Origin of the sequence: Stenotrophomonas sp. JAG2 (assembly GCF_041080745.1) — a bacterium.
Taxonomy (GTDB): Bacteria; Pseudomonadota; Gammaproteobacteria; order Xanthomonadales; family Xanthomonadaceae; genus Stenotrophomonas; species Stenotrophomonas maltophilia_AA.
Genome location: NZ_JBEUMH010000012.1, coordinates 86,292 through 105,350 on the forward strand (window position 1 = coordinate 86,292; position 19,059 = coordinate 105,350).

Consider the following 19,059-nt stretch of genomic DNA (forward strand, 5'->3'; position numbering starts at 1 on the left):
CACCACTGGCAACGAGCAGGAGTCAATGAATGTCCTCGAGGAATTCCGGCGCAAGTGCCTTGGAGCTGTCCAGCTGCGCGCGTGAGCCGATCCGTACCCCCGGCGCGATCCAGCCTTACGGATTGATCCTGGTCCTCGATCACCTGACATTGACGGTCAACGCCCGCGCAGTCGCGCAACCGGACCTGATCGAGGCGCTCGGCGACCCCTTGGGCCACTCTCTGGATACGGTGCTCGGCGGTACCCTGGCCCACTGCAGGCCGCTGCTGGAAGCGCTGGAGCAAGGCGCTTCGCATTTCCTGGGAACGCACCCGGTGGGCACCGCGGGCCATCACCACACCGTGGCGCACCGGATCGGCGATGAGATCATCATCGAACTGGAAGCGCCGGTACCGGGTGAGCCGGGCTCGCTGGAAGACCTGTACCCCTCGATCCGCCGCTTCATGGCCGCCATCGAGCGTGCGCCCACCACCCAGGCGCTGTGCGAGCTCGCCGCCGAGCACATCCGCGCCTTGACCGGTTTCGATCGCACGATGCTCTACCAGTTCGACCCGGACTGGAACGGCGCGGTGGTGGCCGAAGATCGCAATACCGTACTGCCCTCCTACCTCGACCTGCGCTTCCCGGAATCGGACATCCCCGCGCAGGCACGCGAGTTGTACCGGCAGAACCGGGTCCGGCTCATCGCCGACAGCCACTACACCCCCGTGCCGCTGGTGCGCCTGCCGGCCAGCGCCGACGCGCCGCCCACGGACCTGGGCCCGGCGATGCTGCGCAGCGTCTCGCCGGTGCACCTGCAGTACATGCGCAACATGGGAACCGGTGCATCGATGTCGGTCTCGGTGCTGTGCGAGGGCGAGCTGTGGGGCCTGATCTCCTGCCACAACCAGGTCGCGCGCCGGGTGCCCTACCACGTGCGCACGGCCTGCGAGTTCATCGGCCAGATCCTGTCGCTGCAGATAGCGCTGAAGCAGCGCGCGATGCTGATCGAAGAGCGGATCACGCGCCGGGCGATCCAGGTCCGGCTGCTCGGGCGGATGGCCGGCGATACCGACTTCATGGCCGCGCTCGGGCGCGACCAGCACAGCCTGCTCGCGCTGACCCAATCCACGGGCGCGGCGATCGTGCACCGTGGGGAATGCATCCTGCACGGCGACTGCCCGAGCGAGCGCCAGGTGATGCAGCTGGTCCAGTGGCTGACGGCGCAGCAGATCGAGGGCGATATCTTCTGCACCGACACGCTGCCGCAGCGATGGAAAGAGGCAGAGGCCTTCGCCGGCGTCGCCAGTGGCGTGCTGGCCATCTCCATCTCGCAGCTCCACGACAGTTTCGTGATCTGGTTCCGGCCGGAGGTGGTCCGCACCGTGCGCTGGGGCGGCGATCCGCGCAAGGAAGAGACAGGTCAGCCCCTGTCGCCGCGGACCTCCTTTGAGGGCTGGAAGCAGACCGTGCGCGAGCAGTCGCTGCCCTGGAACGAAGTGGACCGCGATGCCTCGCTGGAGCTGCGCGCCGCGATCGTGGACATCGTGCTGCGCAAGGCCGAGGAAATGGCCGCCTTGAACGAGCAGCTGCTGCGCAGCAACAAGGAGCTCGAGGCGTTCTCCTATTCGGTCAGCCATGACCTGCGCGCGCCGTTCCGCCACATCGTGGGCTACTCGGAACTGCTGTGGTCCTCGGCCGGCGAGCGATTGAACGATTCAGAAAAGAGATTCCTCGAGACCATCGTGGAGTCGGCAAAATCGGCCGGAACGCTGGTGGATGACCTGCTCAGCTTTTCGCAGATGGGCCGCTCGACCATGGGCCAGATCGCGATGGAGATGACGGCCCTGGTGGATGACGTGCGCCACAAGCTGGACATGGAATACACCGGCCGCGCCATCGACTGGCAGATCGCCCCCCTGCCCAAGGTGCTGGCCGACCCCGGCATGCTGCGGCTGGTCTGGCAGAACCTGCTGGCCAACGCGATCAAGTTCACCCGCGACACGCCCGAGCCCCGCATCGAGATCGGACACGAACGCACGGACACCGAGGATGTCTTCTTCGTGAAGGACAACGGCTGCGGTTTCGACATGCGCTACGTGGACAAGCTGTTCGGCGTGTTCCAGCGGCTGCACCACGTCGATGAGTACGAAGGCACCGGCATCGGCCTGGCCAACGTCCACCGCATCATCACCCGCCATGGCGGCCGCACCTGGGCCCAGGGCCAGGTCGGCGCCGGCGCGACCTTCTTTTTCACCATTCCCTTTGCTGCTGGAGACCACCTATGAGAGATCTGCGACCGATCCTGCTCGTAGAAGACAACCCGAAAGACGCCGAACTGACGATGGCGGCGCTTGCGCGCTGCCAGCTGCTCAACGACGTGACCCATGTGCGCGACGGCGTGGAAGCGCTGGAGTATCTGCGCTGCCAGGGACGTTACGAAGGGGCCATGCACGGCGGGCCCGTGGTCGTGCTGCTGGACCTCAAGCTGCCCAAGCTCAACGGCCTGGAAGTGCTGAAGGAAATCCGCACCGACCGCGCCCTGAGCAGCACCCCGGTGGTGATGCTGACCTCCTCGCGGGAAGAGCAGGACCTGATCCGCAGCTACGAACTGGGCGTCAACGCCTTCGTGGTCAAACCGGTGGATTTCAAGGAATTCCTGGAGGCGATCCAGGGGCTGGGCATGTTCTGGGGCATCACCAACCAGCCGCCGCCGAACGGCACGCTGTTCGGCGGGAAGAGCAGACACGATGGCTGAGGCTGCCACAACAGGGACCATCAGCATCCTGATGGTCGAAGACAGCGCACTGGATGCAGAGCTGATCAGCGCGCAGCTGCGGCGCGCCGGCCTGCCGTTCACGGCCGAGCGCACCTGGTCGCACCAGGGCATGCTCGACGCCCTGGCCACGGCCTCCTTCGATGTGATCCTGGCCGACCACGTGCTGCCGGGCTTCGATGGCGACGCGGCCCTCACGCTTGCCAGCGAGATCGCGCCCGAGACGCCCTTCATCTTCGTCTCCGGCACGCTCACCGAAGAGCTGGCGGTGCAGGCGCTCAAGCGCGGCGCGCGCGATTACGTGGTCAAGTCGCGCCTGCAGCGGCTCCCCGATGCGGTCGTCCGGGCCATCCAGGAGGCGCAGGAGCGCCGCCGGCTGCTGCGCGTGGAAGCCGAGCTGCGTGACAGCCACCAGCGGCTGAAACTGATCACCGATTCGCTGCCGGCACTGATCGCCTACTTCGGCCACGACCACCGCTACCGCTTCGCCAACAATGCCTACTTCGAGTGGCACGGGCTGACCCCGGACACCGTGGTCGGCCGGCATACGCGCGAGGTCATCGGTGAGGACGCCTTCAACGGCATCCAGCAGCACCTGGATCGCGTACTGGCTGGCGAGAAGGTGAGTTTCGACATGTTGTCGCTGCGCAGCAACGGCACCCCCCGTCATGCGCAGGTGGACTGCGTGCCCGAGCTGGGCCCCGACGGGTCGGTGGTGGGTTACTACGCCATGGCCCGCGACATCAGCGAGCTCAAGCAGGCGCAGGCCTTGTTGAAGGCCAGCAACGAATCGCTGGAGCGCCAGGTGGATGAGCGGACCTCGGCCCTGCACCGCAGCGAAAGCCGGTTGCAGGCCCTGTTCGAATCCAGCTTCCAGCACCAGAACCTGCTGACGCTGGATGGCTACATCATCGACACCAATTCCGCCTCGCTCGCCGCCATCCTGGCCGACAAGCAGGATGTGCGCGGCAACCTGTACTGCGAATCGGCGTGGTTCGCCGATACCCCCGGCGTGCCGGGCGTGGTCTGCACCGCCATCCTCGAGGCCGCGGCCGGCACCGCCTCCCGCCATGAGCTGGAGCTGCGCCTGCCGACCGGCAAACGTACGTTCGACTTCTCGTTCCGGCCCCTGTTCGATCATCAGGCGCGGATCACCGCCGTCGTCTCCGAGGCCGTCGAAACCACCGCGCGCCGTCAGGCCGAGGAAGCGCTCCGGCACAGCCAGAAGATCGAGGCGGTAGGCCAGCTGACGGGCGGCATCGCGCATGACTTCAACAACATCCTGACCGTGATCGCCGGCAACATCGAATACGCCAAGATGCTGACCGACCGGCTCGGCGACACGGCGGGCAACTCCTCGCGCGCGCTCGACAACGCCATGAAGGGCGTCATGCGCGCGGCCAACGTCACCCAGCGCCTGCTCGCGTTCTCGCGCCGCCAGCCGCTGAAGAACATGCCGGTGGATCTGAACGAAGAGATGCGCGGCATGCAGGACATGCTCAAGCGGTCGCTGGGCGAACTGGTGCAGATCGACATGCTGCACAGCCCGGACATCTGGTGCGTGGAGATCGATCCGAGCCAGCTCGAGGCCTCGATCCTCAACCTCGCGGTCAACGCACGCGATGCCATGCCCGAGGGCGGTCGCCTGACGATCGAGGTCGACAACATCCACCTGGACAAGGATTACGCGGCACAGCATCCCGATGTTCCCCCCGGCCAGTACGCGATGATCCGCGTGCGCGACACCGGCCAGGGCATGTCGCCGGAGGTGATGGCGCGCGTGTTCGAGCCGTTCTTCACCACCAAGGAAGTCGGCCGCGGCACCGGGTTGGGCCTGTCGATGGTGTACGGCTTCGCCAAGCAATCGGGCGGGCACGTCCTGCTGGATTCCGCCGAGGGCACCGGTACCACGATCACGCTGCTGTTCCCGCGTTCTGCGGCCGCCCTGCCCAGTACCCGCATGGCCGACGCCCAGGCGCTGGACGCCTTCGAGGTCGAGGAGGAAACGACGGTCCTGGTCGCCGAGGACAACGATGATGTCCGTGCCTATACCGTGGATACCCTGCGCCAGCTGGGCTATCGCGTGCTCGAAGCCCATGACGGTCCGTCCGCGCTGCGCTTGCTGGACCGGACCGACGTGCGCGTGGACCTGCTGTTCTCCGACATCGTGATGCCGGGCATGTCCGGCTGGGCGCTGGCCAAGGAAGCGCTGGCCCGCAAGCCCGGCCTGCGGGTGCTGTTCACCTCGGGGTATCCGCGCGATATCGACGCCAGCGGCACGGTCGGCCGCAGCATCGCCCTGCTGGCCAAACCGTTCACCCGCAGCGACCTGGCGCGCTCCATCCGCACCTCGCTGCAGGATGAAAGCGCCGCCCACAGCGGTGCCGCGTTGAACTGAGGCCCCGAGCCAGGCGGGAACCCTGACAGGCGCTCCCGGCCGTCATGACGCCGGGCAGGCGTGCGATGCACGGCCGGCTAACACGCACGGGCGCTAAGGTGGAGATCCGCACAGGTGGCTGCACGCCACGAGGATCTCCACCCGCAATGAGTGCTGCCCGTACCCACCCGCGATGCCGCGTCCTGCTGGTTGAAGACGACGCACCGATCCGGGAGATGACCAAGGACATCCTCAGCGACGACGGCTTCGATGTCCTCGACGTCGCCGACGCCGAGACCGCGCTGGGGTGCCTCAAGCGCGACGGCCCGTTCGACCTGCTGGTGTCCGATGTGGGCCTGCCGGGGATGGATGGCCGCGACCTGGCCACCATTGCCACCACGCTGCACCCGGCCATGCCCATCCTGCTGGTGACCGGCTACGCTGGGGCTGCGGGTGCCCGTCCCGATTTCCGCGGCGACGACATCAAACTGCTGCGCAAGCCCTTCACGCTCAAGCAGCTGGTGAGTTCGGTGCGGTCGCTGCTGTGAGCGCAGCGGGCGCGGTCGCCCGCTGCTCCTGGCGTCGTGCACGCGCCCGGGACGCGCCGTTGGCGATGATGCGCGCACCCTCCCCGCTCCCGCCGACCGCCATGGCCAAGCCGACTGGCTCCCGTCTCGTCATCTATGCCGCCCTCGCCGGCAACCTCGCCATCGCCATCGCCAAGTTCGTCGCTGCCGGCATCTCCGGCAGTTCGGCCATGCTCAGCGAGGGCGTCCACTCCCTGGTGGACACCATCAACGAGCTGCTGCTGTTGTATGGCCTGCGCCGCGCGGAGCAGAAGCCGGACACCCTGCATCCCTTCGGCTACGGGCGCGAGTTGTACTTCTGGAGCTTCATCGTGGCGCTGCTGGTGTTCGCGGCCGGCGCCGGTGTATCGGCGTACGAAGGCATCCAGCACATCCGCAATCCCGAGCCGGCCACCAACCATCTGATCAGCTACATCGTGCTCGGCGTCTCGATCGTGTTCGAGGGCACCTCGTGGTGGATCGCGCTGCGCGAGTTCCGCGCCACCAAGGGTTCGCTGGGCTACTTCGAAGCCTTCCGCCGCAGCAAGGATCCCTCCACGTTCACCGTGCTGCTGGAAGACAGCGCCGCCCTGCTCGGCCTGGGCTTCGCGCTGGTCGGCCTGCTCGCCGCGCAGCTGCTGGAGATGCCGATCCTGGATGGCGTGGCGTCGCTGTGCATCGCAGGCGTGCTCGCCGTCACCGCCTTCCTGCTCGCCCGCGAAACCAAAGGCCTGCTGGTGGGTGAGCCGGCGCACCCGAGCGTCGCCAAGCGCATCCTCGCCGTGGCCAGCTCCGATGCCGATCTGCGCCGCGCCAATGGCGTGACCACGATGCAGATGGGCCCGGACCAGGTCGTGGCGATGCTGAGTGCGGAATTCGAAGATGATCGCACCACGCCGCAGATCGAGGCGTGCATCACGCGGATCGAGAAGGCGGTGAAGGCCGAGTACCCCGAGCTGGTGGCGTTGTTCGTCAAGCCACAGACGCCGGAGGTGTTCCAGGCACGACGTGCGGCGCTCGGGGAGCCGCATCCCGACAGCTGAGCACACTGGACACTGCACCACGCATGCGTCGATTCGCCCAAGCCATCGCCGATACCGCCTCCCTGCCCGACGGGCTTCCCGCCGCATTGGCACGCGCGGTGGCGACCGCGCCGGACCACTACAACATCGGCAAGGGCGGCATCGCGACCGTGCTCGCGCGTGACCACGATGGTTCGATCGCGGTGGCCGACATGGTGTGGGGCCTGGTGCCGCGCTGGTCCAAGGAACCGGCCACGCCCTACACGACCGTCACCGCCCGCCTGGATCGCGCGCCCCGCAGCCGCATCTACGCGCAGGCGTGGGCGCAGCGCCCGTGCGTGCTGCCCCTGAGCGGCTATTACAAATGGGACCGGCAGCGCCGACCGCCGTGGCCGCTGTTCGTGCAGCGCAGCGATGGCCTGGCCCTGCTGGCGGCAGGTCTCTGGGAGCACTGGGAAGGCGACGACGGCCAGCAGCTGGACAGCTTCACCGTGTTGACCGGTCCCAACACCGCGATCCCTGCGCCACTGACCCCGGATGGACCGATCTTCCTCGATGCGGATACGGCGCTTGACTGGCTCAGCGGTGCTTTCAAGACGCCTGCGGCGTTGAGTGCCCGAGCGTCCAGGCCGGCCTTGGAGGCGTATCCGGTGAGCCGTGCCTTCCGCGATCCAGCGCGTGACGATTACACGCTGCTGGAACCTGTCGATCCCGATGCCGCAGCCGGAACCGCCGAGGCGCAGGAGTGGGAAGACGATGGAGGGGACGAGCACGATGCGGATGAATGACGTGCAGCGCGCGTGAGCATCAACCTTTCCGGCGCTTGAACAGATTCCGCGCGCGCGGCGGATTTCACCTTCGCGCCACCGCCTTCCCGTCAGGGTGGAGATGCCCAGCAACACGGGCCCTCTCTCTAACCAATCGTGGAGTCAACCATGGACAAGAATCGCACTGAAGGCGCCAAGAACCAGGTCAAGGGCACCGTAAAGGAAGTCGTGGGCAAGGTCACCGGCGACAAGACGAAGGAAGTGGAAGGCAAGATCCAGAAAGGTGTTGGCGAAGTCCAAAGCGACGTGGGCAAGGCGCGGGACGACGCTCGCCGCTGAGTCTTGACCCCACCGCTCTCTGACCCGACCCGGGCAGAGAGCAGTGGGAGGCTAGCCGTGTGCACCGCCGGCGTACGCCACCCAACCTCGGAATGACAGCGCGGCATAGAACAGATCAGGCCGCTTGAATCCCGCCTCCTTCAGCATCGCTACCTCCTGCTGCGGCGACAACGTGGGCAGCCGATTGGCGATGCTGTCGGCACGTGCAGCTGCTGTCTCTCCCACCAGGCCGCGTGCCGCCACGAACGCAGCCCAGCGCTGGAACCACCTGTGTTTCTCCAACGGATCGCTCGGCACGCTGTGGTGCGCGATGATCAACGGTGCACCTGGCTTGAGGCGACGCTTCAGTGCGCACAGCGTCTGCAGACGCTCTTCCGCTGACAGGAAATGCAGCGTCAGCAAGCAGGTGGCGCCATCGAACGCGATATCCGGCGCGCTGTCGATATAGCCTTCGATGAGGTCCACGTGGGCGGACAGCTCGACTCCCAGCGTGCGCTTCGCCAGCCCTAGCATCTCGGCGGAGGGATCCACGCCGGTGAAGCACCAGCTGGGACTCGCTTCTGCGAATGCCCTCAGCTCCATGCCACCGCCCGCCCCCAGGACCAATACGCGACCCTGCGCTGGCACGTGTTCGGCCAGCAGGACGTGGGTCATCTGGTGCAGCGCGTGAACGCCGGGCACCTGGCGAACCAGATTGTCGGCGTATTGGGCGACGGCATCGGGATCAGAGAAGGACATGCGACCACCAGACCTTGGGGTCTTAAATGTAACATCCGCTGTTACATTCAAATCGTGATTTCAGACTTTTCTGACATTTTGGACCGGTGTGCCTTCAGTAGGATCAACACACTCGAAGCGAGTAATGCCCGCCAGGACGGCACTGTCATTGCCGTCACGGCGGACCGGCAGTCAGATAAGGAGCGCCTGAAATGAATCGACACATCCTGCTATTGCTCGTGGGCGCCGCCCTCGTACCTGCCGCCGCGGCCAGCGACGGTCCCGTTCTGAAGGGCACGAAGGAGCTCCGCGACTACTGGATCTATGACCACGCGACGTCCCTTCCCCTCGCCGAAGCCGCCGGCATGGACATCATCGTGCCGCCTGAAATGAACAGGCGGGCCGTTCCCTGGAACAAGACCTACGCTGTCCGGATCGACAGCACGGGCACCGTCATCAGCGCGGAGTGCACGGATTGCGCGGAGAATGATCCCGTAGCACCGATCGTTGCGCGTGGCTTCTTCGTGGAGCGCTACACGCCTGCACCTGGAAACACGCAGCGTCTCCCCGTGCAGGTCCTGCTCCCCGCCGAGCTGATTCCCCCCGCCAGCTGAGCGGGTTCGAGCACCGGCTACTCCAGCAACCCCATCAGCGAGTGGTGCACCGCCACACCTGCCAGCGCGCCCTCGCCCACTGCCAACGCGATGCTGCCCGCCATCCGGGCTGCATCGCCGCAGGCAAACACGCCCGGCACCGTGGTCTGTTTGGCCGAATCGGTGGTGATGCAGCCGCCATCCTTCAATTCGCAGCCCAGCTGCCCGGCCAGATCCGTGGACAGCCGCGAATGCGGCGAGATGAAGAGCGCATCCACCTCCACCCGCCGCCCATCGGCGAGCACCACCGTGGCGGTGTCTTCCACGCGCGTCACCCGCGCCGATTCGATCACGACGCCGCACTCCTCCAGCCGTGCATGCTGCTCCGCATCGATCCTGGCGGATGCCTCGCTGCAGAACAGCGTGATCCGACCCCAGTCGCAGAGCAACAGGGCCTGGGCCGCGCCACCATCCTTCGCGCAGCCAATCACACCGATGCGCCCTTCGAACACCTCGTAGCCGTGGCAGTACGGGCAATGAAAAACGCTCCGGCCCCAGCGTTCGCCGATGCCGTCGATGTCGGGCAGGTCGTCGGTCACCCCGTGGGCCAGGATCACTCGATCCGCCACGAAGGTCTGGCCCTCTTCGACCGTGACCTGGAAGCTCCCGCCGTCATCGATCACCTGTGCCGACACCGCTGTATCGGTGAGCCACGTCAGGGTGGGATAGCGCAGCAGTTCGTCGCGGGCCTGGGAGGCAATGTCCGCCGGCGGCAGGCCTTCCCTGCCGAGGAACCCATGGGCGACGCGCGCATTCCGGTTGCGCGGTTTTCCCCCGTCGATGATCAACACCTTGCGCCGGGCGCGGACCAGCTGCAGCGCTGCGGACATGCCGGCGTAGCTGCCGCCGATGATGATCACATCCAAACGATCAGGAGCCAGATCGGCCATGGCGCTGTCCTGCGATCTCGCAGAGTGACGAATGCGCCAGAGTGCGTGAGGCGGGATCAACGCCGCGCGTACAGCGTGTGAGCCCATGCATCACAGCGGGCCGTCGAGCCGAACACCGAGGCGCCCCTACCGCCGCTGGGTAGTTCAGCAGGCACTGGAATTCACCATGCTATACAACCGGGCAAGCACCGCCTTGGGCGTCGCACAACCCGTCCCCAAGGCAAGCGGCAGCACGTATCTGCGCGATGCCGTGTCGCCGACAGGCCATTTGGATGAAGCCCGCATGACATCGACCTTTTCCACCGCACCTCTCCGCCGGCCGGGCATGACCCGCGGCATCGCACTGGCACTTCTCCCGCTGAGGCGCTACAGCACGTTCTACGGGCGCGCCAGCCGCAGGGAGTTCTGGGCGTTCGCGCTGCTTGCCTTCGGCGTGCTTGGCGGTTGCTACGCCCTGATGATGTGGACCTACAGTGCCGGATGGGTCATCACGGGCATGGTGCTGGCGGCGCTGCTGGCCCCCGTCCTGGTGATCCCCCTGATCGCCGTCACGATCCGGCGGCTTCACGATATCGACGAATCCGGTTGGCTGGCGCTTCTCGTCCTCGTGCCGTTGGGCGTGTTCGTGTTCTTCCCGCTGATGCTGCTTCCCCCTACGCCGGGATCAAATCGCTTTGGCGCGCGTGACCCAGACCTCATGCAACCGGACGCATGACCCAAGCGGCGGGACGAGGGCTTGAATTCCCTGGCAGGTAGCAGCTACGTTTCCTGCACGCCCTTCATGGAAGAACTGCGATGCGTTCAAGGTTGATACGCCCCCACCCTGTGGCCCGTGCGGCAACACTCACCTTCGCCCTCCTTGCAGCGGGCACCGTCGCAGCTGAGCCGCCCAGCTTCTTCACGGCGCTTGACCAGTATGGAAACAACGACTATGCCGCATGCAGCAGCACCTTGAGTGACCTGCACCGGCAGGGCATCCAGTTCCCCGAGGGCGGCGAACTGTTGTTGGTCGAGTGCACGGCGGCAGCGGGCGATCATGCAGCGGCTTTCGCATACATCGATGTGCTGCTCGCCAGCGGTCGCCTGCCGCTGGACGATCTGCGCACGAAAGAACGCCCCGGCCTGGATGCGCTGCGTGCCGATCCCGCGTGGCCGGCGGTGCTGAAGCGGGTGATGGCCGAAGAGAAAAAACACGATGCGCTGCGCGATGCGCCACTGCGACAGGCGTTGCTCGCACGCGAGGCGAAGGATCAGGCGGCGCAACATGCCGCCATCGCGGCAGGCGGCGGCGATGCATGGCGGCAAACAACTCCGGTGAGCGAAGCCAATGCAACGTGGCTGAAAGCCGTGATCGCCGAGAAGGGCTGGCCCGGCATGGCGCGCGTCGGCCGCGATGGCGCCAAGGCGGCGTGGCTGATCGTGCAGCATGCCGACCATGACCCCGCGTTCCAGGCGCAGGCGTTGGCGTTGATGCAGAAGGCCAGCGAGGCTGATGATGCCGACCCTGCGGACATGGCACTGCTGACCGATCGGGTGTTGCTGGCGCAGGGCAAGCCGCAGCGCTACGGGACCCAGTTCGCGGACGCCGGGCATGGGGTCATGGAGCTTCGGCCTACCGAGGATCTGACAACCTTGGATGCACGGCGGCGGGCGGTTGGGTTGCAGCCGTTGGACGCGTACAAGGCGATGCTGGCGGAGATGTACGGAAAGCAGGTCAAGTAGGCTGCCGCAGGATCAGCGGCGCTGCCGAGCAACCGTCACTCACTCACCCTACATGTTAATATTTCTCATTCGCACCTGACCCCTCCCCGCGCCCGATGACCCGCCCATCGCTTCGTCTCTCTGCCCTGGGCCTGGCCCTGACCTTGGCCTGCGCTTCGGCCCATTCGGCCCCGCCCTCCTCGCCCGATGTACGCCAGCTGGACGCCGTGCAGGTGCTCGGGCGGGCCCAGACCCTCTACCGCGTGGACGACGCCACGGTGGGCACGCGTACGGACACGCCGTTGGCGCTGGTGCCGCAGTCCATCCAGGTGGTGCCGCGTGAGCTGATTGAAGACCAGGCGGCACGCCAGATCACTGACCTGTACCGCAGCATCAGCGGCATCAGTTTTTTCAGCTATGCGGGCGTGACCCTGCGCGGCTTCCGGCAGGAAAACGTCCTGTATGACGGCCTGCGCGGCGACCCCTATGCCGGCTTTTCGGTGCCGCAGCTGTTCAACATCGAGCGCGTGGAAGTCCTGAAGGGTCCGGCCGGTGCCCTGTATGGCGGCGGCGATGCAGGAGGCGTCATCAACTACGTGACGCGCAAGCCCAAAGCCACCCCCGAGCACCGCATTGAACTGCAGGCCGGCAACAACGATTTCCGGGCTGCGTCGATCGAGGCCACTGGGCCGATGAACACCGCTGGCAGCGTGCGCTACCGCGCCGGGCTGTACGGCGACACCGAACAGGGCGTGCGCTGGAACGCGGACAGCGAAAGCGTGATCGGTGATGCGTCGCTCACCTTCGACGTGGGCGACACCGGCGAGTTGACCCTGCAGTTCACCGACATCACCCAGAACCTGGGCGGAAACCGACTGCGCGGCGTGCCGGTGGACGACAACGGCAGTTTCCTGACCGACCGTCGCTGGAACCACAACGAAGCCACCGACTTTCTCGACATGCGGGCCAAGGTCGCGTTGGCGCAGTATCGCTTCTCGCCCAGCAGCAACCTCGATGTGGATGTGGGTGCACGCTGGTTCGAGAACAACGAACACCAGATCTACCACGAGCCGATGGGCCTGATCGACCGCAACCGCGACGGCGTGCCCGAATGGATGACCCGCCAGCTGCGCAACCAGATCCGCGACAACGATGCATTTACCGCCAACGGCAACGCGGTGTGGCGCGTCAGCACCGGCAACATCGAGCACAAGGTGCTGTTCGGCGCCGATGTGTACCAGCAGGATGCCGACTTCACCGCGCAGACGGCCAACAGCGCCGACCTGGCACGGGGTGCCGGCCCGGTGCCAGGCATTGACCTGTTCAACCCGGTATATGGCGCAAGTTCGTGGCGCGACTACAACCTGGCCACCCTGCCCTGGCGCAGCACGAGCACGCGCAGCAAGCGCTATGGCGGCTACCTGCAGGACGAACTGACGCTGACCCCGCGCTGGCATGTGCTGGCCGGACTGCGCTGGGATGGGTTCAAGGACGATGACCGCACTGCCGGCACCCGCGTGGACGGCAATGACATCAGCTGGCGGCTGGGCAGCACGTATACCGTGCGGGAAGGCGTCAATGTCTACGCCAACATCGCCAGCGGCTTCATGCCCCAGAGCGCGGCCAACCAGAGCGCCGAGTCGGGCGGCCCGTTCGATGCGGAACGCAGCAGACAATGGGAAGTCGGGTTGAAATCCCTGCTGGCCGAGCGTGTGACCCTGAACCTGGCCGCGTACCGGATCGACCGCAGCAATATCGTGCAGGCCACCGGCGAGATCGTGGACGGCGTCAACCAACTGGCCGCCCTGGGCCTGGTGCGCAGTACCGGCATGGAGCTGGATCTGCTGGCCGATGTCACCGAACGCTGGGTACTCAACCTGACCTACGCCTACAACGATGCGCGGGTGAAGGATGCCGGCAGCAACGGCATCACCAATGCCTCCGGTGACCGCTTCGCCAATGCGCCGCAGAACAAGCTCGGCCTGTGGACGCGCTACGACCTGCCGGCGATCCATTCCGCCATCGGCTTCGGCGCCGATTACGTGGATGAGCGCGTCAGCCTGGATGGCCAACGGGTAAAGCCGTACACCGTGTTCGACATGAGCTGGAAGACGCAGTGGCAGCAGTGGCAGTTCCAGGCCAACGTCAAAAACCTGTTCGACAAGGTCTATGCGGCCAGTGGCTTCACCGAGCGCACCGGCCACTTCCCGGGTGAACCACGCCGCGTCTACGTGCAAGCTGCGTACTCCTTCTGAGCCTGCCCATGCGCCCGCCTGCGCCAACGCCCCCCAACCGTCCTGCGCGCGGCGGAAGTGGACGGCGGCTGTGGTTCGACCTGCACAGCTGGCTCGGCCTGAAACTCTGCCTGTTCATGGGCTTTGTCTGCCTCACCGGCACGCTGGCGGTATTCTCGCAGGAGATCGACTGGCTGCTGCATTCCCCCATCCGCGTCGCCGATGGTGGTGAACAAGCCGGCTGGGGGGCGGTCATCCAGGCCGCGCAGACGGCGCATCCGGACTGGGAGCTGGAGGGCATCTCCGCCGGCCACACGCGCCTGTTCGCCGCGCGTGCGCAGATGCGCCGACCCGACGGCAAGCGACGCTTTGTCTGGATCAACGCTTACACCGCGCAGGTGACCGGCGACACGGGCTGGTTCAATACGCAACGGCTGCTGCGCAACACCCATCGCCACCTGATGCTGCCGGTGGCCTGGGGCGTGCCACTGGTGGCGGCGCTGTCCATCCCGTTGCTGTTGTCGCTGTTGAGCAGCCTGTACATCTACAAGAAGTGGTGGCGCGGTTTCTTCAAACGTCCTGACGCCTCGCGACCGCGCCGCCTGTGGGGGGATGTGCATCGGTTGGCCGGGGTGTGGTCACTCTGGTTTCTGCTGCTGATCGGGTTGACCGGGGCGTGGTATCTGATCGAATCCCTCGGCGGCGATGCACCGGCCGCGCCAACCATGCAATTGGCCAAGGGCGATGAACGCGTTGCCGCCGTAGACCCGGTCGCCGTCGACGCTGCCGTTCGGACCGTCCGCCAGCAATGGCCCAGTCTTCGGATTCTTGGCGCCATCCCCGCACGCGACGGCGGCAGCATCCTGTTCATGGGCGAGGCCGACGCCTGGCTGGTGCGGGAGCGGGCGAACAACATTGCCGTGGACCTGCGCACCGGGCACGTAATCGGCATGCATGACGGCCGTACGCTGGGGGTCCATCAGCGCATCGCCGAAATGGCCGATCCCCTGCACTTCGGCAGCTTCGGTGGGTGGCCCTTCCGGCTGCTGTGGTTGCTGGCCGGCACGCTGGTGACAGGGCTGTGCTTCACCGGCGTGTATCTCTACGGACTTCGCACAGTGGATTCGCTGCGATCAGCAGCTAAAAGGCGGCAGACATGAGTCAGGACAAACTGCCCGGCCCCTGGCGCGCGGCGTGGTACGGCATGGGTCGCTGGCGCTGGCTGTGGCTGGCACTGCTGCTGGTGTGGGCGTCGCTGGTGCCGATGGAAGCAATGAAGTAGAAGCGCTCACCCGTCGAACGATGGCATGCTGGATCTTCGTGCAGGAGAGCAACGATGCGGATGACGGGAAATCTTCTTGCAGCCAGCGCTGTCACGCTGAAGATCGGCGTGGTGTTCTGGGTGCTGGTGGCCTGGCGGACACCAGGCGGCGAGCCCTGGGACGCGCCTGCGTTCTGGACCGTCGTCTATCCCATCGCACTGGGTATCGCCGCCGTTCTAGGCGCCTGCTTTCCCCGCAAGGCGTGGCTATGGGGACTGTTGCTCATGGCGCTGCAGGTGCCGGTGGTGGCCGTGATGTCGGGCGTTGGCCCGTTGTTGCTGGCCGGACTGGTATACGCACTGGTGCTGTCGGTGCCTGCGATGGCCATCGCGGCGGCAGCCGGGGCGCTGCGCCGCCGCCGCCTGCATGGGAGGCCTTGAGAACCTCAGCGCTTCGCCGGCTGCCACCCTGCTCGCAGTGCATCCGCAGGGCTGCAGAACATACGCTCGCCGTGGTTCGTGTCGATGCTCGTGCGCTCGTAATCCCGCTGGCCGGGCACGTGATAGATCTTCTTGCCTTGGCGGGAGATGTTGCCCTTGATGCGGCATCCGCCCGGCGCCGTCTGCGCGGCTACCGGGGCGTGTCGTGCCGTCTGCTCACGCTTGCTGCGACGGTAGTCAGCTGGCATCTGAAACGGCCCCTGCCAGAGGTTCAGCTGGTGCTGCCGCGCGTCGGCCTCGTCTGCGATGAATGCCGTGGCGTACTGGCGATACGCGACCGCCCAACCGGAGCGCACCATCCACCGATTGACCGACGTACCTTTAACAAAGCACTCCGCCACCACCCGGCCGTAGCGGTCGGTGTCCTTGGGCTGGCAACGAACGGTTTTTTCCAGCAGATAGCCGTCCAGCGCGGCGGCTGACCGACGCCCACAGGGCCAAGTGCGCCCATCTTGGGCGGTGCATTGCTGCGCGCTTTCCGGAGCGTCGATGCCCCAGAGGCGGATGCGCTGCTTCGCCACGGTGAGGGTGTCTCCGTCCGTGACCGTCGCGCGGCCGACCAGCTCTGCTGCCACACCAGGAACCGACGCAGAAACCAAAAGCAATACCACCAGACCTTTCACCACCATCAACAACAACGTCCTTCACGTGCACGCCCGGGAGCGAGCGCCAGTTAAAACAGGGCCGAGCACTTTAGCGGAAGCGGAGACAGGACGCCGACTAGATCGACAGTCCTTCACTCCCGATGTGCATTCCTGGTGTGGCCGCCTAAATATGCAACGCCGGACCTGCCGAGAACGTCGGCGGGCTCACCCTGACCCGGAACGCGATGAGCAGGCTGGCGAGGAGCATCACCACCGCAGCCACGGTGAGGACGGCAACGATGCCCCCCAGCCCGAACACCAGACCGCCCAAGGCGGCCCCCGCTGCGATGGAGGACTGGACGGCAGCGACCACCATCCCGCCGGCACTCTCGGCCTGGTCCGGCACCGCACGCGCGACCCAGCTCGACCAGGCAACGGGCACGCCACCGAAGGCCAGACCCCACAGCGCGACCAGGATCGACAGCCCGCCAACGCCCACCGGCAACAGAACCATGCCGAGCGCCGCCACCCCCACCAAGGCAGGCATGAGCACCAACGTGACTTTCAAACTGCGCTCCATGAGCCAGCCGGCCAGGAGTGTGCCGACAAAGTTCGCCACGCCGAATCCAAGCAGGATCAGCGCCAGGCCATCAGCGCTCATCTGCCCCAGGCTCTCCAACGTGGGGCGGATGTAAGTGAAGAGCGAGTACTGACCGGTGTGCGCCAGAACGCAGCCGAGCATTCCGACCGCAACCCCCGGCCGGCGCAAGAGACCCACCACCGACTCCGGGAGCGCCGCCCTGCGCGGGGCCATTCGGGGCAGCGTGAACCACTGGAACGCAAACGTGAGTCCACCCACCGCCGTCGCCGCCCAGAACGCACTGCGCCAGCCCAGCAGCCCGCCGAGGTAGCTCCCCAACGGAACGGACACCACCGTGCCGACTGCAATCCCGCTGAAGATGATGGACAGCGCGCGGGGCACGCGTTGGGGCGGCACCAACCGCATGGCCACGGCCGCCGCCATGCTCCAGAAACCGCCCAGCGCGATGCCCAGAAGGACGCGCATCACCAGCAGCACGCCCATGCTCGACGACAACGCCACCAAAGCGTTGGAGAGAATCATCAGCGCCGTGAAACTCAACAGAACCACGCGCCTGTCCATCGAACGGGTCAGCCGAGGGACAAGCAGGCCAGCGAAGAGGGCCACAACAGCCGTGACCGTCACTGCTTGACCGGCCAGCGCCTCCGACACCCCCAGGTCCGCCGCCATCGGCGTCAACAGGCTGGCAGGCAGATACTCCGCCGTGAGCAGCCCAAAGACACCCATGGCCAGCGAAAACACGGCCACCCATGCCGATGAAGACGGCTCTTCCCGACCGCTGTCCACAGCATCAGGCGCGTTCGCGGCATCAACTACGTTATTGCTCATCACAGATCCCAGTGCATTCGTGCAGCCGAGAGTCTAGGGAGCCAGGCCCGGATGATCTATGATTGTCCAACCTGTATTTTTGATCGAAACCCCGGGCCGCCTCAGTGAGCCATGCTCCATACCCGTCCCAGTCCTCCGACCTGATCAGCGAGCTGTTGACCGGGATGCGGCTGCATGGCGTTCAATACCGACGCATCCAGACCGGGCCGACCTTTGGGCTTGGATTTCCGCCGAAGCCAGGCCATGCCTACTTCCATTATCTGGCAGTGGGCAATGCGATTCTTCGTGGCGCGGACGGCAGCCAACACCTTCTCTCCGCCGGGGATGTCGTGCTGCTTCCCCGCGGAGACGGCCACGCGTTGCTGTCGGGCGAGGACCATCCCGTCCAGTGTCTGGAAACGATAGACGCCGCCCCACTGGGCGACGCGGTGAGCGGGATAGACACATGCCCCAGCACACATGCCGTGCCAAGCGCTGTGCTTTTCCACGGATGCATGGTGTTCGATCTGGGTGGCATGCAAGGGTTGAGCAAGGTGATGCCGGCGGTGATGTTGGCCGATGGCAACGCCACTCCGTTCACTGGGCTGTTGCCGATGGTCGACGCGATGAAGCGCGAGGTGTGCTCCGGACGCATTGGCTATGCAGGCATACTCGCCCGGCTGGCGGATGCAGTCGCCGCGATGATCGTTCGTGACTGGGTCGAGCGCGGTTGCGACGGCGCATCAGGCCTAGTCGTTGCGATGCGCGACCCTCGTCTATCGCTGTCGTTGCTTGCCCTGCACAGAGACCCTGGGCGTGACTGGACCGTCGAAGCACTGGCTGCGGAATCCAACATATCACGGTCTGTCTTCGCAGACCGGTTCCAGACCATCATTGGAACCGCGCCCCTGCGGTACGTGACTGAGCTGCGAATGCAGTTGGCCAGCGAATGGCTGAGCCACCAAAACCTATCGATAGAGGTAGTGGCAGAGCGTCTTGGGTACGCGTCGCAGGCTGCTTTCAGTCGGGCCTACAAGCGCGTGATGGGGTGCTCGCCTGGTGCGACTCGGCGGGGGCGTCCCCTGGCCTCGCCATAGGGGGGACGTTTTTTTGGGGTCAGTTGCTCAAGCCGCCTGAGCGTAGTCAACGGGCTGCAGTCGGTTGGCGATCGCATTGAAGCGCGCAGCCTCTCTTCGAAGGTGATCTGCGGTAGTGCGTCGACTCGCCATCACCCGCGAGTCGCCACCGCGTTGGAGAGTGGAGATTCTCCCACGGGCGTTGCTT

Annotated in this window: 19 protein-coding genes; 15 read left to right on the forward strand and 4 right to left on the reverse strand. The window is 66.0% G+C overall.

Going from position 1 to position 19,059, the window contains the following annotated elements; genetic code table 11:
* The first annotated feature begins 29 nt into the window (after positions 1-29).
* The 7 genes from AB9O74_RS15405 (at position 30) to AB9O74_RS15435 (ending at position 7,826) form a co-directional block, all read left to right on the forward strand.
* Entirely contained in the window at positions 30-2,267 is a 2,238-nt protein-coding gene (locus AB9O74_RS15405) for an ATP-binding protein (protein WP_369349834.1), read from the forward strand.
* On the forward strand, positions 2,264-2,737 hold the full coding sequence (locus tag AB9O74_RS15410; protein ID WP_176988594.1) for a response regulator: 474 nt from the start codon (positions 2,264-2,266) through the stop codon (positions 2,735-2,737). The genes AB9O74_RS15405 and AB9O74_RS15410 overlap by 4 nt, the downstream gene beginning before the upstream one ends.
* Positions 2,730-5,153, forward strand: coding sequence for a PAS domain-containing protein (locus AB9O74_RS15415; RefSeq protein WP_369349835.1), 2,424 nt, complete (start codon positions 2,730-2,732; stop codon positions 5,151-5,153). The genes AB9O74_RS15410 and AB9O74_RS15415 overlap by 8 nt, the downstream gene beginning before the upstream one ends.
* Before the next feature lie 146 nt (positions 5,154-5,299).
* Positions 5,300-5,680 carry a response regulator gene (locus tag AB9O74_RS15420; RefSeq protein ID WP_179458622.1) on the forward strand — a complete coding sequence of 127 codons (381 nt, stop codon included), beginning with the start codon at positions 5,300-5,302 and terminating at the stop codon, positions 5,678-5,680.
* Between the two features lie 101 nt (positions 5,681-5,781).
* Positions 5,782-6,741 (forward strand): cation diffusion facilitator family transporter, encoded by a 960-nt coding sequence (locus AB9O74_RS15425; protein ID WP_369349836.1) that lies wholly within the window; start codon positions 5,782-5,784, stop codon positions 6,739-6,741.
* A 23-nt stretch (positions 6,742-6,764) separates the two neighbouring features.
* Positions 6,765-7,508, forward strand: a complete 744-nt coding sequence (locus AB9O74_RS15430) for an SOS response-associated peptidase (protein WP_369349837.1) — start codon at positions 6,765-6,767, stop codon at positions 7,506-7,508.
* 147 nt (positions 7,509-7,655) lie between these two features.
* A complete protein-coding gene (locus tag AB9O74_RS15435; protein ID WP_019184192.1) occupies positions 7,656-7,826 on the forward strand; it encodes a CsbD family protein in 171 nt (56 codons plus the stop codon).
* 51 nt (positions 7,827-7,877) lie between these two features.
* Here AB9O74_RS15435 and AB9O74_RS15440 read toward each other — a convergent pair whose 3' ends face one another.
* On the reverse strand, positions 7,878-8,564 hold the full coding sequence (locus tag AB9O74_RS15440; protein ID WP_369349838.1) for a class I SAM-dependent methyltransferase: 687 nt from the start codon (positions 8,562-8,564) through the stop codon (positions 7,878-7,880).
* 191 nt (positions 8,565-8,755) lie between these two features.
* Here AB9O74_RS15440 and AB9O74_RS15445 point away from each other — a divergent pair, with 191 nt between their 5' ends.
* Entirely contained in the window at positions 8,756-9,157 is a 402-nt protein-coding gene (locus AB9O74_RS15445; protein WP_369349839.1) for a hypothetical protein, read from the forward strand.
* Between the two features lie 17 nt (positions 9,158-9,174).
* Here the strand turns inward: AB9O74_RS15445 and AB9O74_RS15450 are convergent, their stop codons facing one another.
* Positions 9,175-10,086 carry an NAD(P)/FAD-dependent oxidoreductase gene (locus AB9O74_RS15450; RefSeq protein ID WP_346477576.1) on the reverse strand — a complete coding sequence of 304 codons (912 nt, stop codon included), beginning with the start codon at positions 10,084-10,086 and terminating at the stop codon, positions 9,175-9,177.
* 166 nt (positions 10,087-10,252) lie between these two features.
* On the opposite strand from AB9O74_RS15450, the gene AB9O74_RS15455 reads away from it, so the two are divergent.
* The 6 genes from AB9O74_RS15455 to AB9O74_RS15480 all read left to right on the forward strand — a co-directional run bounded on the left by AB9O74_RS15455 (position 10,253) and on the right by AB9O74_RS15480 (position 15,723).
* Positions 10,253-10,801 carry a DUF805 domain-containing protein gene (locus tag AB9O74_RS15455; protein WP_369349840.1) on the forward strand — a complete coding sequence of 183 codons (549 nt, stop codon included), beginning with the start codon at positions 10,253-10,255 and terminating at the stop codon, positions 10,799-10,801.
* Positions 10,802-10,881: 80 nt separating this feature from the next.
* Entirely contained in the window at positions 10,882-11,808 is a 927-nt protein-coding gene (locus AB9O74_RS15460) for a DUF6624 domain-containing protein (protein WP_369349841.1), read from the forward strand.
* Positions 11,809-11,903: 95 nt separating this feature from the next.
* Positions 11,904-14,042 carry a TonB-dependent siderophore receptor gene (locus AB9O74_RS15465; RefSeq protein ID WP_369349842.1) on the forward strand — a complete coding sequence of 713 codons (2,139 nt, stop codon included), beginning with the start codon at positions 11,904-11,906 and terminating at the stop codon, positions 14,040-14,042.
* A gap of 8 nt (positions 14,043-14,050) precedes the next feature.
* Entirely contained in the window at positions 14,051-15,181 is a 1,131-nt protein-coding gene (locus AB9O74_RS15470) for a PepSY-associated TM helix domain-containing protein (RefSeq protein WP_369349843.1), read from the forward strand.
* Positions 15,178-15,303 carry a hypothetical protein gene (locus tag AB9O74_RS15475; RefSeq protein WP_369349844.1) on the forward strand — a complete coding sequence of 42 codons (126 nt, stop codon included), beginning with the start codon at positions 15,178-15,180 and terminating at the stop codon, positions 15,301-15,303. Before AB9O74_RS15470 ends, AB9O74_RS15475 begins: the two co-directional genes overlap by 4 nt.
* A 54-nt stretch (positions 15,304-15,357) precedes the next feature.
* Entirely contained in the window at positions 15,358-15,723 is a 366-nt protein-coding gene (locus AB9O74_RS15480) for a hypothetical protein (RefSeq protein ID WP_369349845.1), read from the forward strand.
* Positions 15,724-15,728: 5 nt separating this feature from the next.
* Here the strand turns inward: AB9O74_RS15480 and AB9O74_RS15485 are convergent, their stop codons facing one another.
* Both AB9O74_RS15485 and AB9O74_RS15490 read right to left on the reverse strand, forming a co-directional pair.
* Positions 15,729-16,412 (reverse strand): thermonuclease family protein, encoded by a 684-nt coding sequence (locus AB9O74_RS15485; RefSeq protein ID WP_369349859.1) that lies wholly within the window; start codon positions 16,410-16,412, stop codon positions 15,729-15,731.
* A 139-nt stretch (positions 16,413-16,551) separates the two neighbouring features.
* Positions 16,552-17,796: an MFS transporter gene (locus tag AB9O74_RS15490; protein ID WP_369349846.1), complete on the reverse strand. Its 1,245-nt coding sequence runs from the start codon at positions 17,794-17,796 to the stop codon at positions 16,552-16,554.
* Positions 17,797-17,900: 104 nt separating this feature from the next.
* Here AB9O74_RS15490 and AB9O74_RS15495 point away from each other — a divergent pair, with 104 nt between their 5' ends.
* On the forward strand, positions 17,901-18,872 hold the full coding sequence (locus AB9O74_RS15495; RefSeq protein ID WP_369349847.1) for an AraC family transcriptional regulator: 972 nt from the start codon (positions 17,901-17,903) through the stop codon (positions 18,870-18,872).
* The last annotated feature ends 187 nt before the right edge of the window (positions 18,873-19,059 follow it).

Coding starts and splice junctions, on each gene's coding strand:
- AB9O74_RS15405 (WP_369349834.1), top strand. CDS start 30: ATGTCCTCGAGGAATTCCGGCGCAAGTGCCTTGGAGCTGTCCAGCTGC.
- AB9O74_RS15410 (WP_176988594.1), top strand. CDS start 2,264: ATGAGAGATCTGCGACCGATCCTGCTCGTAGAAGACAACCCGAAAGAC.
- AB9O74_RS15415 (WP_369349835.1), top strand. CDS start 2,730: ATGGCTGAGGCTGCCACAACAGGGACCATCAGCATCCTGATGGTCGAA.
- AB9O74_RS15420 (WP_179458622.1), top strand. CDS start 5,300: ATGAGTGCTGCCCGTACCCACCCGCGATGCCGCGTCCTGCTGGTTGAA.
- AB9O74_RS15425 (WP_369349836.1), top strand. CDS start 5,782: ATGGCCAAGCCGACTGGCTCCCGTCTCGTCATCTATGCCGCCCTCGCC.
- AB9O74_RS15430 (WP_369349837.1), top strand. CDS start 6,765: ATGCGTCGATTCGCCCAAGCCATCGCCGATACCGCCTCCCTGCCCGAC.
- AB9O74_RS15435 (WP_019184192.1), top strand. CDS start 7,656: ATGGACAAGAATCGCACTGAAGGCGCCAAGAACCAGGTCAAGGGCACC.
- AB9O74_RS15440 (WP_369349838.1), bottom strand. CDS start 8,564: ATGTCCTTCTCTGATCCCGATGCCGTCGCCCAATACGCCGACAATCTG.
- AB9O74_RS15445 (WP_369349839.1), top strand. CDS start 8,756: ATGAATCGACACATCCTGCTATTGCTCGTGGGCGCCGCCCTCGTACCT.
- AB9O74_RS15450 (WP_346477576.1), bottom strand. CDS start 10,086: ATGGCCGATCTGGCTCCTGATCGTTTGGATGTGATCATCATCGGCGGC.
- AB9O74_RS15455 (WP_369349840.1), top strand. CDS start 10,253: ATGCTATACAACCGGGCAAGCACCGCCTTGGGCGTCGCACAACCCGTC.
- AB9O74_RS15460 (WP_369349841.1), top strand. CDS start 10,882: ATGCGTTCAAGGTTGATACGCCCCCACCCTGTGGCCCGTGCGGCAACA.
- AB9O74_RS15465 (WP_369349842.1), top strand. CDS start 11,904: ATGACCCGCCCATCGCTTCGTCTCTCTGCCCTGGGCCTGGCCCTGACC.
- AB9O74_RS15470 (WP_369349843.1), top strand. CDS start 14,051: ATGCGCCCGCCTGCGCCAACGCCCCCCAACCGTCCTGCGCGCGGCGGA.
- AB9O74_RS15475 (WP_369349844.1), top strand. CDS start 15,178: ATGAGTCAGGACAAACTGCCCGGCCCCTGGCGCGCGGCGTGGTACGGC.
- AB9O74_RS15480 (WP_369349845.1), top strand. CDS start 15,358: ATGCGGATGACGGGAAATCTTCTTGCAGCCAGCGCTGTCACGCTGAAG.
- AB9O74_RS15485 (WP_369349859.1), bottom strand. CDS start 16,412: ATGGTGGTGAAAGGTCTGGTGGTATTGCTTTTGGTTTCTGCGTCGGTT.
- AB9O74_RS15490 (WP_369349846.1), bottom strand. CDS start 17,796: ATGAGCAATAACGTAGTTGATGCCGCGAACGCGCCTGATGCTGTGGAC.